The sequence below is a fragment of the Ferrovibrio terrae genome, from assembly GCF_007197755.1.
In the GTDB taxonomy this organism is placed as follows: Bacteria; Pseudomonadota; Alphaproteobacteria; order Ferrovibrionales; family Ferrovibrionaceae; genus Ferrovibrio; species Ferrovibrio terrae.
Window position 1 is genome coordinate 841,477 of record NZ_CP041636.1, and the last position, 13,025, is coordinate 854,501.

A 13,025-nucleotide genomic window follows, 5' to 3' on the forward strand; every position below is an offset into this window, starting at 1 on the left:
TGGGGCATGGCAGCGGAACAGTGCGTGACAGAGCTTTGTTCCGCACGGCAGTGACTTGCTATGGATTTGTCAGAGGCTGTGACCGCGTCGGCAATCAGCAAATGATGTCTAATGAGTAGGCCGCTTTGCCGAAAAGGGCGCGCTATTCCGCCGCTTCCTGACGCGCGGAGTCAGCCTGCTTGGAATTGGGGCGCGCGAGACGCGGGCCGTTCTTCGCCGCCCATTTGCCGAGTTCGTCCAGCACCGGGCGCAGCGACAGTCCGAGATCGGTCAGCCAGTATTCCACCTTCGGCGGCACGGCGGCATGCACGCGGCGGCCGACCAGGCCTGCGGTCTCCAGCGCACGCAGCTGCTTGGTCAGCTCCTTCTGCGTGATCAGCGGAATGGCGCGCGACAGTTCCGAGAACCGCAACGGCGGCACTCCGTTCGGGGCCGGCGAGGCGGCACGGGCGCGGGCCAGCGTCAGGATGATCGGCACCGCCCATTTGTTGGCGATCAGGTCGAGCGTCGCGCAGATCATGCGTGCGCAGAGCGGCTGCCCGTCTGCAGTCAGCGCGTGGCGGAAATCGAGGTCGTCGTTGTCACTAGCCATTTGGTAAGTATAGAGGGTTTGGGTGCCTGCTTGCAAATTGATACTACATATGGCTTAAGCCTAGGGTCCGGCGCCCGCAATGGCCGGACAGTAACCGGAGGAATTCCCGCATGGCCAATCTCGACTTCTATTTCTCGCCTGGCGCCTGCTCGCTGGCGACCCATATCGCGCTGGAGGAAACCGGCGCCGCCTTCAATCCGAAGCCGACCTACACCCGCAAGGGCCAGACCCGCACGCCGGAATACCTGGCGCTGAATCCGAAGGGCAAGGTTCCGGTGCTGGTGATCGATGGCAAGGTGCTGACCGAGAATACCGCGATCCTGACCTGGCTGAACCGCACCTACCCGAATGCCAAGCTGCTGCCGGCCGGCGACGCGCTGAAGGAAGCCGAGGCGCTCGCCTTCGTCGCCTGGTGTGCCTCGGGTGTGCATCCGGTGCTCGGCCGCTTCTTTGGCCCGCAGAATTTCACCGACCTGCCCGACAGCGCTGACAACGTGAAAACGCTGGCGACCAAGGCCAATGCCGCCAATTTCGCAATCATCGAAAAGGCCCTGAGCGGCGGCAAGGACTGGCTGTTCGGCGACTGGTCGGTGGCCGACGGCTATATCTTCGTCTTCTTCAACTGGGCGACCAAGCTCGGCCTCGATGTCTCGGCCTATCCGAACTATGCCAAGCATTTCGAGCGCATGCAGAAGCGTGCGGCGGTGCAGCGCGCCACGGCCCGCGAGGCCGAGGCGCTGGCGGCCATGGACAAGGCAGCCTGATCACGCGATTCGGATAACACGAAGGTGTTATCCGGATATCTGTAAGGATTGTTGGACCTTGGGGACGGTGCGATAGACTTGCACCGTCCCATCCAACACAACGACAACAACACGATCCCATAAACTGAAGGACGCAACTCCCATGGCTCTTGTAGAAAAATTCGGCCCGCTGCTCGGCCGCATCCTGATCGCCTACCTGTTCATTCCGGCCGGCATCAGCAAGATCACCGGCTTCGGCGGCACGGTCGGCTACATCGCTTCCAAGGGGCTGCCGATGCCGGAAGTCGGCGCCGTCATCGCCATCGTCGTCGAGACGCTGGTGGCCCTCGCCTTCCTGGTCGGCTTCAAGGCCCGCTATGCCGCATTGATCCTCGCCGCCTTCACGCTGGGCGCCAGCATCTTCTTCCATAACTTCTGGGCCCTGCCGGAAGCGCAGGTGATGATGCAGAAGCTGATGTTCACCAAGAACCTCGCCGTGATCGGCGGCCTGCTGGCCTTCGCCGCCTTCGGTGCCGGCCCGCTCAGCGTCGATAATCGCCGCTGATCTTTAGCGTCATCAAAGAACGCCGCCGGTGTAAAAACCGGCGGCTTTTTTGTTTACTGATCGGCGCGAATGGCCGACGCGATCTCGCGCAATGCCCGCGACAGCACCGGATCGCTGACGCGTGACTGCAGCAGGATGGCGGTCTCGGGCAACTCCGGCAGGCGCTGCCTTTTCGTCCATTCCGTCATGCCCGGCAACCGCGCGCGGCGACCCAGCACGGCCACACCCAGTCCCGCCGCGACAGCCGCGGTGAGCGCGCCAACGCCGCCGCCGGTGAAACTCTCCGACCAGCGGATTTTCGCGCTGTCTAATGCTTTGATGGCGGATGCCCGCACGGTGCAGGGCGCAGCGAGCGCCAGCAGCGGCAGCGGCTCACCCGCACGCCATTCGAAACCGGGAGCCGCAAACCAGCCGAGCCGGTCGCGCAGCAGCAGCTCCGCGCCGCGCGGTGTTGTCTTGCCGACATGATGCAGGATCGCCGCGTCGATCTTTCCGGTGTCAAACGCCTCCGACAGATCGCGCGACAGGCCGATGCGGACTTCAAGCCGCAGGCCGGGCAGCCGGCCGCGCAACTGCGCCAGCAGGCCGGGCAGCTGCGCCCCCACGGCCTGATCGCTGATGCCGAGCAGCAGAGGCCGCTGCGGCTTGGCCTCCAGCGCCGCCAAAGCTGCATCATGCGCCGCCAGCACATGCCGCGCTTCCGTCAGCAGGGCTGCGCCGTCGGGCGTCAACTGCACCAGACGCGGCGTGCGTTCCAGCAGTCGCCGGCCGAGCCGCGTCTCCAGCCGCTTCAGCCGCAGGCTGATCGCGGCCTGCGTGGCCTCCAGCGCCTCGGCGGCGCGGGTGAAACTGCGATACTCCGCCACCAGCACCAGGGCGCGTAGGGAGTCGATATCGAGGGCAGGCTGCATGATATGTATCAGTTATGACTGATATAAGAATAGATAGTATTCTGTAATGATCAAGCCCGGCCTATCTTTGGCTCCACGGACGCAATCGCGCGTCCCGCCAAGAAAAGGAGCGCCTCCCATGCCGATCATCCAGGTGAAGTATTCCACCCCCAGCCAGACGTCCGGCCTCGTGAAGGAGATTGCCGCCGCCGCCAGCCGGCTCTCGGCGCAGCATCTGCGCAAGAACCCTGAAGTGACTGCCGTGACCGTCGAGGCCGTGAATGCCGAAAACTGGTTCGCCGGCGGCGTTTCGCTGGCCGAGCAGCGCAAGGCCAGCTTCTTCCTCGACATCAAGATCGTGGATGGGACCAACACCAAGGACGAGAAGGCCGCCTTCATCGCCGCCGTGTTTGCCACGATGGGCGATCTGCTGGGCGACCTGCATCACGAAAGCTACGTCTATGTGCATGACGTTTCCGCCACGGCCTACGGCTTCGGCGGCCTGACCCAGGAGCGGCGCTACATCGCCGGCAAGCTGGGCGTTGCAGCGTAATCTCTCCGCCTAATGAACAATGGTCGGCGCGGCATGAAACCTTCATGCTGCGGCGATGCGCAGCCCGACCGTCACCGATGCCGCGCCTGACCCGGCCTTCGTCGCAAGCCTGCCGGGGACGGATTTCTCCGACGCCTTCACCGTGGTGGTGCCGCGCGGCGATCTGGATGCGCGCGCCGTCGCCGCCCTCGCCTTCAGCAGCCTGCCTGACTGGGCCGGCTGGCTGATGAAAATCCGCAATCTGGCGATGCGCCCCTTCGGCCTGAAGACCGACGAGATCATGCAGGGCCTGCCGGTGCTGCAGGAAGGCCCGAGTGATGTGATCGTCGGCGTGAACGACGACCATCTGGATTTCCGCACCCAGTTCCGCACGGATACGATCCGCCTCGGACCTGATGGCCCGAATCTGGGCATGGTCACCGTCACCACCATCGTGCGCACGCATAACCGGCTCGGCCGCATCTATCTCGCCGCCGCCATGCCGTTCCACAAGCTGGTGGTGCGCAGCCTGCTGACACGGGTGGCGACGAAACTTGTGGAATCCGCAACGTAAGCTGCGACAACCCGCCCCGCGACGGCCTGCCGATCCGGGCGCATACTGCCGCAATGCAGACCGTGACCACCGTGCCCGCCGACCCGGCCTTCATCGCCAGCCTGCCCGGCTGCGATTTCGCCGATGCCTTCAGCGTGGTGGTGCCGCGCCGCGATCTGGATGCGCGCGAGGTCTCGGCCGACTTCTTCAGCACGCCGCCGGCCTGGGCCAGCGCCCTGCTGTCGATGCGCAATGCGATCATGGGCCGGCTCGGCTACAAGGCGCCAAAGATCCGCAAGGGGTTTCCGGTGCTACGTGAATCAGCCGATGAAGTGGTATCGGGACTGGATGACGGGCATCTGGATTTTCGCGCCCTGATGCGTATCGTCCCTGAAGGAAATGGCAGCCGCATCACGCTGACCACGGCGGTGGCCACGCATAACTGGATCGGCCGCAGCTATCTGGCGCTGATCATGCCGTTCCACAAGCTGATCGTGCGCAGCATGGTGAAGCAGCTGGCAGAGAAGCTGGGCCAGGCTGGCACCTAGACCGCGTCCTTCACTTCTTCGACCAGCCATTCGCGCATCGCCTTGATGCGCGGCGCGTCGCCCATATGGTCGAGGCAGACGAACCAGTAGGCATTGGTGAGCGGCAGCGGCGTGTCGAACAGCGGCACCAGACGGCCGCCGGCGATTTCCTCGGCCACCATCGCCGGGTCCATCACTGCTATGCCCATGCCCTGAACCGCCGCCTGGATCGCGTAAGACCGCGTTTCGAACATCTGGCCGACGACAGGATCGATATCGGTCTGGCCGGCGGCCTTCAGCCAGACGCGCCAGTCCTCGCGGCGGTTCTGGCTGTGCAACAGCTTCTGGCCTTTCAGATCGGTCGGCTTTTTGATCGTGTCCTTGAATTTCGGATGCGCCACTGGCACCAGCGCTTCGGCAAACAGCCGCGTCGCATTCAGCCCGGGCCAGTCGCCGTCGCCGTAGCGGATCGCGCAGTCGATGCCTTCGCGCTCCAGGTCGGCCGGTTTCAGCGACGTGGTGATCCGCACCTCGATATCGGGATAGGCTTCCTGGAACCTCGGGAGCCGCGGGATGAACCAGCGCATCGCAAAGGTGGAAAGCATGGAAAGGGTCAGCGTGCCTTCGCCGCGCCGGGCCTCCAGCTTGGAAAGCGCGCTGGCCAGGTGATCGAAGCCCTCCTGCACGTCCGGCAAGATCAGCTGGCCCTCGGTCGACAGGACCAGGCCTTTCCGGGTGCGGTGGAACAGCGGCACCCCTAGCAGCTCCTCGAGCTGGCGGATCTGGTGGCTGATGGCCGACAGCGTCACCGAGAGTTCCTCGGCGGCGGCGGTGAAATTGAGATGCCGTCCGGCGGCCTCGAAGGCTTTCAGGGCGTTCAGAGGCAGCAGGCGGCGGCTGGGCAGGTGGGCCATGGGAAAATCTTTTAAGCCGGAGAGGAATTTAAATCCAGCAATCCCCACTGGACGGGGAGGCCCCGCTGGGCTTGAATCCACCGCCCAAAACGAGGCGGTAACGCCCCTTCACTCGCAATAATAGTACTCACGAACGGACCAGCAGCCATGACCGCGCCCCGCACCCTGTACGACAAGATCTGGGACAGCCACCTCGTCGATATCGATGCCGACGGCAATGGCCTGCTCTACATCGACCTGCATCTGGTCCATGAAGTGACCTCGCCGCAGGCCTTTGCCGGCCTGAAGGCCGCCGGCCGCAAGGTGCGCCGCCCGGACCGTACCGTGGCCGTGCCCGACCATAACGTGCCGACCACCCCGGACCGCGCCCAGTTCGTGTTCGAAGATGAGGAAGCCCGCATCCAGGTCGAGACGCTCGACCGCAACGCCCGCGAATATGGCGTCAACTACTACCCGATGAACGACGTCAACCAGGGCATCGTGCATATCGTCGGCCCCGAGCAGGGCTATACCCAACCCGGCATGACCATCGTCTGCGGCGACAGCCATACCTCGACGCATGGCGCCTTCGGCAGCCTGGCCTTCGGTATCGGCACCTCGGAAGTCGAGCATGTGCTGGCCACCCAGACCCTGCCGCAGCGCAAGGCGAAGAACATGAAGATCAACATCGACGGCCAGCTCGGCCCCGGTGTGACCGCCAAGGACATCATCCTCGCCATCATCGGCAAGATCGGCACCGCCGGCGGCACCGGCTATGTGATGGAATATACCGGCAGCGCCATCCGCGCCCTGTCGATGGAAGGCCGCATGACGGTCTGCAACATGTCGATCGAGGCCGGCGCCCGCGCCGGACTTATAGCTCCCGATGAGAAAACCTTCGAATATGTGAAGGGCAAGCCGCATGCGCCGAAAGGCGCCGCCTTCGAGCAGGCGCTGGCCTGGTGGAAGACGCTGCCGACCGATGACGGCGCGCATTACGACACGGTTGTCGAGCTGAAGGCCGAGGATATCGCGCCGCATATCACCTGGGGCACCAGCCCGCAGGATGTGGCGCCGATCACCGGCATCGTGCCGAATCCGGCCGATGTGAAGGACGAGCAGAAGCGCATTTCCCTGGAGCGCGCCCTGAAATACATGGGACTCAAGGCCGGCGAGAAGCTCGACACCGTGCCGGTGCAGCGCGTCTTCATCGGCTCCTGCACCAATGGCCGCATCGAAGACCTGCGCGCCGCAGCCGTGATCGCCAAGGGCCGCAAGGTGGCCGCCGGCGTGCAGGCCATGGTCGTTCCTGGCTCCGGGCTGGTGAAGAACCAGGCCGAAGAGGAAGGCCTCGACAAGATCTTTGTCGACGCCGGTTTTGAGTGGCGCGAGCCCGGCTGCTCGATGTGCCTGGCGATGAATGCCGACAAGCTGAAGCCGGAAGAACGTTGCGCCAGCACGTCGAACCGCAACTTCGAAGGCCGCCAGGGCGCGCGCGGCCGCACCCATCTGATGAGCCCGGCCATGGCCGCAGCCGCCGCGATTGCCGGCACGCTGACCGACGTGCGCAAGATTTAAGGGCAGGAGAGACACAATGGACAAGTTCACGACGCTGACGGCTGTCGCCGCCCCGCTGCCGATGATCAATGTCGATACCGACATGATCATCCCCAAGCAGTTCCTGAAAACCGTGGAGCGCACCGGGCTGGCCAAGGGCCTGTTTTTTGAGTTGCGCGAGACGCCCGACGGCAAGCCGGTGCCCGACTTCTTCATGAACCAGCCGCAATACAAGAATGCGCAGATCCTGGTGGCCGGCGACAATTTCGGCTGCGGCTCGTCGCGCGAACATGCGCCCTGGGCTTTGCTGGATCAGGGCATCCGCTGCGTGATCTCGACCAGCTTCGCCGACATCTTCTACAACAACTGCTTCCAGAACGGCATCCTGCCGATCAAGCTGCCGCAGGCCGATGTCGACAAGCTGATGGACGACGCCAAGCAGGGCCAGAATGCCCGCTTCACCGTCGATCTGGCCAAGCAGGAAATCACCCGCCCCGATGGTGAAGTGATCAAATTCGACCTGGATGCGCACAAGAAGCACTGCCTGCTGAACGGCCTGGATGCCATCGGCCTGACGCTGGAGAAGAAGTCGAAGATCGACGGCTACGAAACCAGGCAGCACGGCACCCAGCCCTGGCTCTATGCCCAGGCGGGGCGATAACAGCATTTTTTCTTTGTCATCCCCGCGAAAGCGGGGATCCCATTTTTAAATGGGACCCCGGGTCAAGCCCGGGGTGACGGCAACTAGAGACACAGAGGACTGAAAGAATGGCTTCCAACCGTACGATGCTGATGCTACCGGGCGATGGCATTGGCCCCGAAGTGATGGGCGAAGTGCGCCGCGTCATCGACTGGATGGACAAGCGCCGCCATGTCTCCTTCGACGTGAAGGAAGACCTGGTCGGCGGCTCGGCCTTCGACAAGCACGGCACGCCGCTAGCCGACAAGACGATGCAGGACGCACTGGATTGCGGCGTGGTGCTGCTCGGTGCCGTCGGCGGCCCGAAATGGGACAACCTGCCATTCGACAAGAAGCCGGAGCGCGGCCTGCTGCGCCTGCGCAAGGAAATGCAGCTGTTCGCCAACCTGCGCCCGGCCAAGTGCTTCGACGCGCTGGTGGAGGCCAGCAGCCTCAAGCCCGAAATCGTGCGTGGCCTGGATATCATGATCGTGCGCGAACTGACCGGCGGCGTCTACTTCGGCGAGCCGCGCGGCATCAGCGACATCGGCAACGGCGAGCGCCGTGGCGTCAATACGCAGGTCTACACCACCAGCGAAATCCGTCGTGTCGCTGCCGTGGCGTTTGAGCTGGCGCAGAAGCGCGGCAACAAGGTCACCTCTCTGGAAAAGGCCAATGTGATGGAATCCGGCGTGCTGTGGCGCGAGGAAGTCACCAAGCTGCACCAGGAAAAGTACAAGGACGTGCAGCTCGAGCATATGTATGCCGATAACGGTGCCATGCAGCTGGTGCGCGCGCCCAAACAGTTCGACGTGATGGTGACCGACAACCTGTTCGGCGACATCCTGTCGGATGCGGCCGCCATGCTGACCGGCTCGCTCGGCATGCTGCCGTCAGCCTCGCTCGGCGCGGCCGACCCGGCGACGGGCCGCCGCATGGCGCTGTTCGAGCCCGTACACGGCTCGGCCCCGGACATTTCGGGCAAGGGGATTGCAAACCCGCTCGCCACCATCCAGAGCTTCTCGATGGCCCTGCGCTATGCCTACGATCTCGGCGCCGATGCTGACCTGATCGACCAGGCGGCTGAAAACGTGCTGAAGAGCGGCGTGCGCACCGCCGATCTCGGCGGCGGATCTGCCAAGGTCGGCACCACCGGCATGGGCGACGCGCTGCTCAAGGAACTCGACAAGCTGGCTGCGTAAGCCGCCTGTCATAAAGGACGACGAAAGGCCGGGATGTTCTCCCGGCCTTTTTCATTTGTGCCGTTTCAGGCTTGCATGACGGCAGGGCATTGGCGACTGTTGGGCGCCAGCGGAGGGAAAGACATGCTGAAACTGATCGGTCGCAACCTGTCGCCCTATTCGCGCCGCGTCGCCGTGGCGATGACCCTGCTGGATGTGCCGCACAGCCGCGAATATCTCTCGGTCACCGCCGATCCCGATCGCGGGCTGGAACTCAATCCGGTCGGCCGCGTGCCGGTGCTGGAACTCGAAGACGGCGAACGCCTGATCGAATCCGCCGCCATTCTGGATTACCTGATGGAACTGGTCGGGCCGGCGAAAAGCCTGATCCCGCCGCATGGCCGGTCGCGGCGCGACTGCATCCAGCTGATGGCAATCGGCAGCGGCGTGCTGGATAAATCGGTCAACGCCATCTACGAAGTGCGCCGTCGCCCGGCCGAGAAGGTGCACGAGCCCTGGCGCCAGCATCTGCTGCGCCAGGCTGCCGGCGGCCTTGCCGCGCTGGACGCGCGCGCGGCCAAGTCTCACTCCCAGAACGACAGGGCCTGGCTGCTCGGTGAACAGATCGGCATGGCGGATATCACAGCGGCCGTGACCGTCAGCTTCCTGCGCGTCATGGTGCCGGAACTGGTAACGGATGGTTTATATCCTGCGCTCTATGCTCTGACGGAACGGGCCGAGGCCCTGCCGGCCTTCCAGGCCCATCCGCTGGAGAAACCGTGACCCAACCCACCCCCATGCGTGTGCAGATGCAGCCCCTGTTTCAGCAGCCGGCCGCGCAGCCGCAGCAGACGCCCGTCCCACAGCAACCGCCCCAACAGAAACAGGGCGGCGACAAGCGCATCCTGCGCGCCTTCGCGGCGCGGCGCTATCTTGGCGGCAGCGGCATCGAGATCGGCGCGCTGGGCACGCCGCTCGACCTGCCGCCCAATACCCAGGTGAAATACGTCGACCGCATGGGGCTCGACGCCCTGTATCGCGAATTCCCCGAGATGGCGCAGCGCAAACTGCAGGCGCCCGATATCATCGACAATGGCGAGACACTGGAGACCATTCCCGACGGCAGCCTCGACTTCATCGTCGCCAATCATTTCCTCGAGCATTGCGAAAACCTGCTCGGCACGCTCCGCGTTCATGCCGCCAAGCTGCGCAAGGGCGGGCGGCTGTTCTATGCAGTGCCGAACCGCGATCACACCTTCGACCGTCATCGCCAGACCACGCCGTTCGCGCATCTGGTGCAGGACGATCAGGAAGGCCCCGAGAAAGCCCGCGCCGCGCATTACCTGGAATGGGCCACGCTGGTCTCGGGCAAGCAGGGCGACGAGGCCCAGCAGCTGGCTGACAGGCTGCAGCGCGAAAAATATTCGATCCACTATCACGCCTGGGATGCCGCGGCCTGGTTCAACACGCTGGCGCTGGCAGTGGACTACAACAAGTTTCCCGGCTTCGTGGCGCATTTCGAGCTGAACCTGCACGAGATGCTGGCCGTGCTGGTCCGCACGAAATAGATCAGGTCCGCCCGGCGAGCGGCCGCGCCGCGCCGCGGCGGATCGCGCCATGGCTGATCTCGAGAATTTCCAGCGCGGCAATCCGCCCCTGCACCGGCCGTCCGAGTTCACCCAACTGTCTTTCCAGCGCTTTCGCGCTGAACACCGCGCCGAAGCGCGTCAGCGTCACATGCGGCTCGTACCCACCTTTGCCGCCGAGTGCATGATAGAGCGCCGTCAGCGGTTGGGCACTGGCGGCATCGGCCAGCAGCACATTGAGGAAGCGGTATTTCGGCTGATGCGGATTGTCGATCCGCGCGAGCCTGTCGAGTGCCACATTGATCGGCGCGGTGACGGCGGCGACGGCGGCCACATGGCCGGCGAACCAGTCCGGATCGGCCGACTCGAAAGGAAACACCAGCGTGACATGCGCCGGCACGGACTCATATTGCGGGTCATGCGCACGCCGGATCGTGTCGATCCAGACGGCGTCATCCTCGGCGAAATCCGGAACCGCGATCACTGCCAGCATAGCCAAATCCTATAACACCCATCGAGTCTGGCATATTCCGCCCGCGCGAACGATGCGCTAGGCTCGTGCCATGTCCTTCTCGCTCTATCTCGCCGCGGCGGCTGCCGGCGCCGCCTATACATTGACCCCCGGGCCTGCCTTCCTGGCCCTGCTGGGCATTGGCGCCGGACAGGGGCGTATCGCCGGCGTGAAATTCCTCGCAGGTCACTTTGCCGGCGATATCGTCTGGGGCGCGCTGGCGCTGGTGGCGATCATCGGCTCGGCCAGCCTCGGCACCCTGGTCTTCGACATCCTCGGCGTGATCTGCGGCAGTTATCTCTTGCTGCTCGGCTGGCGCGCCGTGACGGTGAAACGCCGCGAGGATGGCGCACTGAATACCGAAGTGACGCAACCCTTACGCCGTGGCCTCGCCTTCGGCATCACCAACCCGAAAAGCTACGCCGTGGCGATCGCCATGTTCACGGCGCTGCTGGCCGCCCATGCCGGCGAACTGAGCTGGGCCAGCCTGCCGCCGCTGCTGCTGGCCGCCTGTGCCGGCTTCATCATCGGCGATGCGATCCTGGTCTGGGTGATCGGTGCCGCCCCGGTGCGCCGGCTGTATCGCCGTCACGAACTCTGGGTGACGCGGATCAGCGGCGTGATCTTCCTGGGCTTCGGCCTGCAGGCGCTGACGCAGTCCGGTGCGGGATTGTTGCGCCGCTAGCCGCGCCGCAGCGTCTCGCGTACCAGCGGCAGGCGGTCGTTGCCGAAGAACATCCCAGCCCCCACGAACATGGTGGGCGAGCCAAAACCGCCGCGCGCGATCAGCTCGTCGGTATTGGCCTTGAGCTGTTCCTTCACGCCCGGTTCGGTGATCGCCTGCGCCAGCCGCGCTGGATCGAGGCCGGCGCGCATCGCTGCCTCGGCCACCACCTCGTCCTGCGAGATGTCGCGATCTTCCGACCAGTAGAGTTCGAAGAAAGCCGTCGCCAGTTCAACTTCCCTACCCTGCGTTTTCGCCCAGAGCAGGCCGCGCAAAGCCTTCACGCTGTTCACTGGAAACACTTTCGGCGGGAAGGTGATTTTCAGCCCAGCCAGCCGCGCCCAGGCCTGCAGGTCCTGCTTGACCCAGGCATCGCGCGCCGGCACCGGATTCTCGCGCATGCGGTACATGGTCGGATTCACCGTGTTGAACACGCCGCCGACCAGAAACGGCCGCCAGACGATCTCGGCGCCTTCTTCCTGTGCCAGCTTTTGCACATTGACGAAGGCGAGATAGGTCCAGGGCGAGGAGACGTCGTAGAAGAATTCAATCTGCCGGGCCATCGCTCAACCTTTATGCGGGACCAGGATGAAACCGGCGCGCGGGAAATGCACATGCACCGTGCCGGTTTCCGGGCTTTCGCGCCTGAGCGTCACGCTCTGTGCGGTCAGCGCGACCAGCTCGCCCACCGTGGCATCGCGGCCGGTGTCGTCCGGCGTCACGCTGACCGGCATGCCGGCAGTCAAGCCCATCGCATTGGCAGCAACACCAGCCTTCGCGGGCGCCGGCTGCGCCGCCTTTGCCACCGCGATGGCGGCGGCCGAGTCCATCTCAGCAGGACTGCCATGGCCGAAGCCCTTCATGCGGTCGGCCCAGACATTCAGCGCGGTGTAGTCGCTGAGGTCGCTGGCTTTGGCGCGGTCGCGCACGAACCACACGCAGTGATAGACGGCAAGATCGGCCAGCGACGGCGCGTCGCCGAACAGGAATTTGCGGCCATCATGCAGGGCATCCTCGATCCAGCCCAGATGCGCGCGCAACGGACCCGTCATCACGGCGGCCTGCATCTTCAGCTTGGTGCGGTCGATGCTGCGGCCGGAAAACTTGGCGCGATCTTCCAGGAAGGCATCGGGCATCTTCTCGCCCATCAGGCCAAAAGCGATGGCGACGGAGGCGCTGAACAGCTGGTGATCGGCCCAGAAGGCGACGCCTTCGGCCAGGCCCTTCGCGGAGCCGGGGTAGAAGGTGGGCGTGGGATGGCGGCGTTCGATCTCGCGCAGGATGATCTGGGTGTCGCAGTAGATATCGGCGCCGACCTGCATCACCGGCGTCTTGCGATAGGCACCGGTCAGCACGGTGAGGTCCGGCTTGGGCATCATCGGCGGGATCTTCACCGACTGCCAGGGAACGTTCTTGATGCCGAAGGCGACGCGCACCTTCTCGGAAAACGGCGAGCTGTCGTAGTGATGGAAAATCATATCGGCGGCCACTG

At 64.5% G+C, this 13,025-nt stretch carries 17 protein-coding genes; 11 read left to right on the forward strand and 6 right to left on the reverse strand.

The genetic code is table 11. The features are described from left to right. Positions 1-142: 142 nt before the first annotated feature. Positions 143-592 carry a winged helix-turn-helix transcriptional regulator gene (locus tag FNB15_RS03940; protein ID WP_246068784.1) on the reverse strand — a complete coding sequence of 150 codons (450 nt, stop codon included), beginning with the start codon at positions 590-592 and terminating at the stop codon, positions 143-145. 110 nt (positions 593-702) lie between these two features. Here FNB15_RS03940 and FNB15_RS03945 point away from each other — a divergent pair, with 110 nt between their 5' ends. After that, a complete protein-coding gene (locus FNB15_RS03945; protein ID WP_144067455.1) occupies positions 703-1,356 on the forward strand; it encodes a glutathione S-transferase family protein in 654 nt (217 codons plus the stop codon). A 142-nt stretch (positions 1,357-1,498) separates the two neighbouring features. Further along, entirely contained in the window at positions 1,499-1,900 is a 402-nt protein-coding gene (locus FNB15_RS03950; protein WP_144067456.1) for a DoxX family protein, read from the forward strand. 53 nt (positions 1,901-1,953) lie between these two features. On the opposite strand, the gene FNB15_RS03955 is transcribed toward FNB15_RS03950, so the two are convergent. Next, complete coding sequence (locus tag FNB15_RS03955; protein WP_144067457.1) at positions 1,954-2,811, reverse strand: LysR family transcriptional regulator; 858 nt, start codon at positions 2,809-2,811, stop codon at positions 1,954-1,956. A gap of 118 nt (positions 2,812-2,929) precedes the next feature. Here FNB15_RS03955 and FNB15_RS03960 point away from each other — a divergent pair, with 118 nt between their 5' ends. The 3 genes from FNB15_RS03960 to FNB15_RS03970 are packed head-to-tail and all read left to right on the forward strand — an operon-like array spanning position 2,930 to position 4,423. Further along, positions 2,930-3,343, forward strand: coding sequence for a tautomerase family protein (locus tag FNB15_RS03960; RefSeq protein ID WP_144067458.1), 414 nt, complete (start codon positions 2,930-2,932; stop codon positions 3,341-3,343). Between the two features lie 55 nt (positions 3,344-3,398). After that, positions 3,399-3,896, forward strand: a complete 498-nt coding sequence (locus FNB15_RS03965; RefSeq protein ID WP_144067459.1) for a DUF2867 domain-containing protein — start codon at positions 3,399-3,401, stop codon at positions 3,894-3,896. Positions 3,897-3,949: 53 nt separating this feature from the next. Next, positions 3,950-4,423, forward strand: a complete 474-nt coding sequence (locus tag FNB15_RS03970; protein WP_144067460.1) for a DUF2867 domain-containing protein — start codon at positions 3,950-3,952, stop codon at positions 4,421-4,423. On the opposite strand, the gene gcvA is transcribed toward FNB15_RS03970, so the two are convergent. After that, positions 4,420-5,316 (reverse strand): transcriptional regulator GcvA, encoded by an 897-nt coding sequence (gene gcvA / locus FNB15_RS03975; RefSeq protein WP_144067461.1) that lies wholly within the window; start codon positions 5,314-5,316, stop codon positions 4,420-4,422. The two genes, FNB15_RS03970 and gcvA, sit on opposite strands and share 4 nt — an antisense overlap. 147 nt (positions 5,317-5,463) lie before the next feature. On the opposite strand from gcvA, the gene leuC reads away from it, so the two are divergent. The 5 genes from leuC to FNB15_RS04000 all read left to right on the forward strand — a co-directional run bounded on the left by leuC (position 5,464) and on the right by FNB15_RS04000 (position 10,280). Further along, positions 5,464-6,873 carry a 3-isopropylmalate dehydratase large subunit gene (leuC, locus tag FNB15_RS03980; protein WP_144067462.1) on the forward strand — a complete coding sequence of 470 codons (1,410 nt, stop codon included), beginning with the start codon at positions 5,464-5,466 and terminating at the stop codon, positions 6,871-6,873. A gap of 16 nt (positions 6,874-6,889) precedes the next feature. After that, positions 6,890-7,513 carry a 3-isopropylmalate dehydratase small subunit gene (leuD, locus tag FNB15_RS03985; protein WP_144067463.1) on the forward strand — a complete coding sequence of 208 codons (624 nt, stop codon included), beginning with the start codon at positions 6,890-6,892 and terminating at the stop codon, positions 7,511-7,513. Positions 7,514-7,620: 107 nt separating this feature from the next. Beyond that, a complete protein-coding gene (gene leuB, locus FNB15_RS03990) occupies positions 7,621-8,733 on the forward strand; it encodes a 3-isopropylmalate dehydrogenase (protein WP_144067464.1) in 1,113 nt (370 codons plus the stop codon). 123 nt (positions 8,734-8,856) lie between these two features. After that, positions 8,857-9,495 carry a glutathione S-transferase family protein gene (locus tag FNB15_RS03995; RefSeq protein WP_185973703.1) on the forward strand — a complete coding sequence of 213 codons (639 nt, stop codon included), beginning with the start codon at positions 8,857-8,859 and terminating at the stop codon, positions 9,493-9,495. Continuing rightward, a complete protein-coding gene (locus FNB15_RS04000; protein ID WP_144067466.1) occupies positions 9,492-10,280 on the forward strand; it encodes a methyltransferase domain-containing protein in 789 nt (262 codons plus the stop codon). Before FNB15_RS03995 ends, FNB15_RS04000 begins: the two co-directional genes overlap by 4 nt. Before the next feature lies 1 nt (position 10,281). Here FNB15_RS04000 and FNB15_RS04005 read toward each other — a convergent pair whose 3' ends face one another. After that, positions 10,282-10,791, reverse strand: coding sequence for a 2'-5' RNA ligase family protein (locus tag FNB15_RS04005; RefSeq protein WP_144067467.1), 510 nt, complete (start codon positions 10,789-10,791; stop codon positions 10,282-10,284). Between the two features lie 70 nt (positions 10,792-10,861). Between FNB15_RS04005 and FNB15_RS04010 the strand changes: the two genes are divergently transcribed. After that, positions 10,862-11,494 (forward strand): LysE family translocator, encoded by a 633-nt coding sequence (locus FNB15_RS04010; protein WP_144067468.1) that lies wholly within the window; start codon positions 10,862-10,864, stop codon positions 11,492-11,494. On the opposite strand, the gene FNB15_RS04015 is transcribed toward FNB15_RS04010, so the two are convergent. Together FNB15_RS04015 and FNB15_RS04020 are read right to left on the reverse strand one after the other, a co-directional pair. Continuing rightward, the gene (locus FNB15_RS04015) at positions 11,491-12,096 is read right to left on the reverse strand and encodes a 2-hydroxychromene-2-carboxylate isomerase (protein ID WP_144067469.1); all 606 of its coding nucleotides are present in this window, start codon (positions 12,094-12,096) and stop codon (positions 11,491-11,493) included. The genes FNB15_RS04010 and FNB15_RS04015 overlap by 4 nt on opposite strands. Positions 12,097-12,099: 3 nt before the next feature. Continuing rightward, the gene (locus tag FNB15_RS04020; RefSeq protein WP_144067470.1) at positions 12,100-13,023 is read right to left on the reverse strand and encodes a glutathione S-transferase family protein; all 924 of its coding nucleotides are present in this window, start codon (positions 13,021-13,023) and stop codon (positions 12,100-12,102) included. Positions 13,024-13,025 lie beyond the last annotated feature (2 nt).

Coding starts and splice junctions, on each gene's coding strand:
- FNB15_RS03940 (WP_246068784.1), bottom strand. CDS start 592: ATGGCTAGTGACAACGACGACCTCGATTTCCGCCACGCGCTGACTGCA.
- FNB15_RS03945 (WP_144067455.1), top strand. CDS start 703: ATGGCCAATCTCGACTTCTATTTCTCGCCTGGCGCCTGCTCGCTGGCG.
- FNB15_RS03950 (WP_144067456.1), top strand. CDS start 1,499: ATGGCTCTTGTAGAAAAATTCGGCCCGCTGCTCGGCCGCATCCTGATC.
- FNB15_RS03955 (WP_144067457.1), bottom strand. CDS start 2,811: ATGCAGCCTGCCCTCGATATCGACTCCCTACGCGCCCTGGTGCTGGTG.
- FNB15_RS03960 (WP_144067458.1), top strand. CDS start 2,930: ATGCCGATCATCCAGGTGAAGTATTCCACCCCCAGCCAGACGTCCGGC.
- FNB15_RS03965 (WP_144067459.1), top strand. CDS start 3,399: ATGCGCAGCCCGACCGTCACCGATGCCGCGCCTGACCCGGCCTTCGTC.
- FNB15_RS03970 (WP_144067460.1), top strand. CDS start 3,950: ATGCAGACCGTGACCACCGTGCCCGCCGACCCGGCCTTCATCGCCAGC.
- gcvA (WP_144067461.1), bottom strand. CDS start 5,316: ATGGCCCACCTGCCCAGCCGCCGCCTGCTGCCTCTGAACGCCCTGAAA.
- leuC (WP_144067462.1), top strand. CDS start 5,464: ATGACCGCGCCCCGCACCCTGTACGACAAGATCTGGGACAGCCACCTC.
- leuD (WP_144067463.1), top strand. CDS start 6,890: ATGGACAAGTTCACGACGCTGACGGCTGTCGCCGCCCCGCTGCCGATG.
- leuB (WP_144067464.1), top strand. CDS start 7,621: ATGGCTTCCAACCGTACGATGCTGATGCTACCGGGCGATGGCATTGGC.
- FNB15_RS03995 (WP_185973703.1), top strand. CDS start 8,857: ATGCTGAAACTGATCGGTCGCAACCTGTCGCCCTATTCGCGCCGCGTC.
- FNB15_RS04005 (WP_144067467.1), bottom strand. CDS start 10,791: ATGCTGGCAGTGATCGCGGTTCCGGATTTCGCCGAGGATGACGCCGTC.
- FNB15_RS04010 (WP_144067468.1), top strand. CDS start 10,862: ATGTCCTTCTCGCTCTATCTCGCCGCGGCGGCTGCCGGCGCCGCCTAT.
- FNB15_RS04015 (WP_144067469.1), bottom strand. CDS start 12,096: ATGGCCCGGCAGATTGAATTCTTCTACGACGTCTCCTCGCCCTGGACC.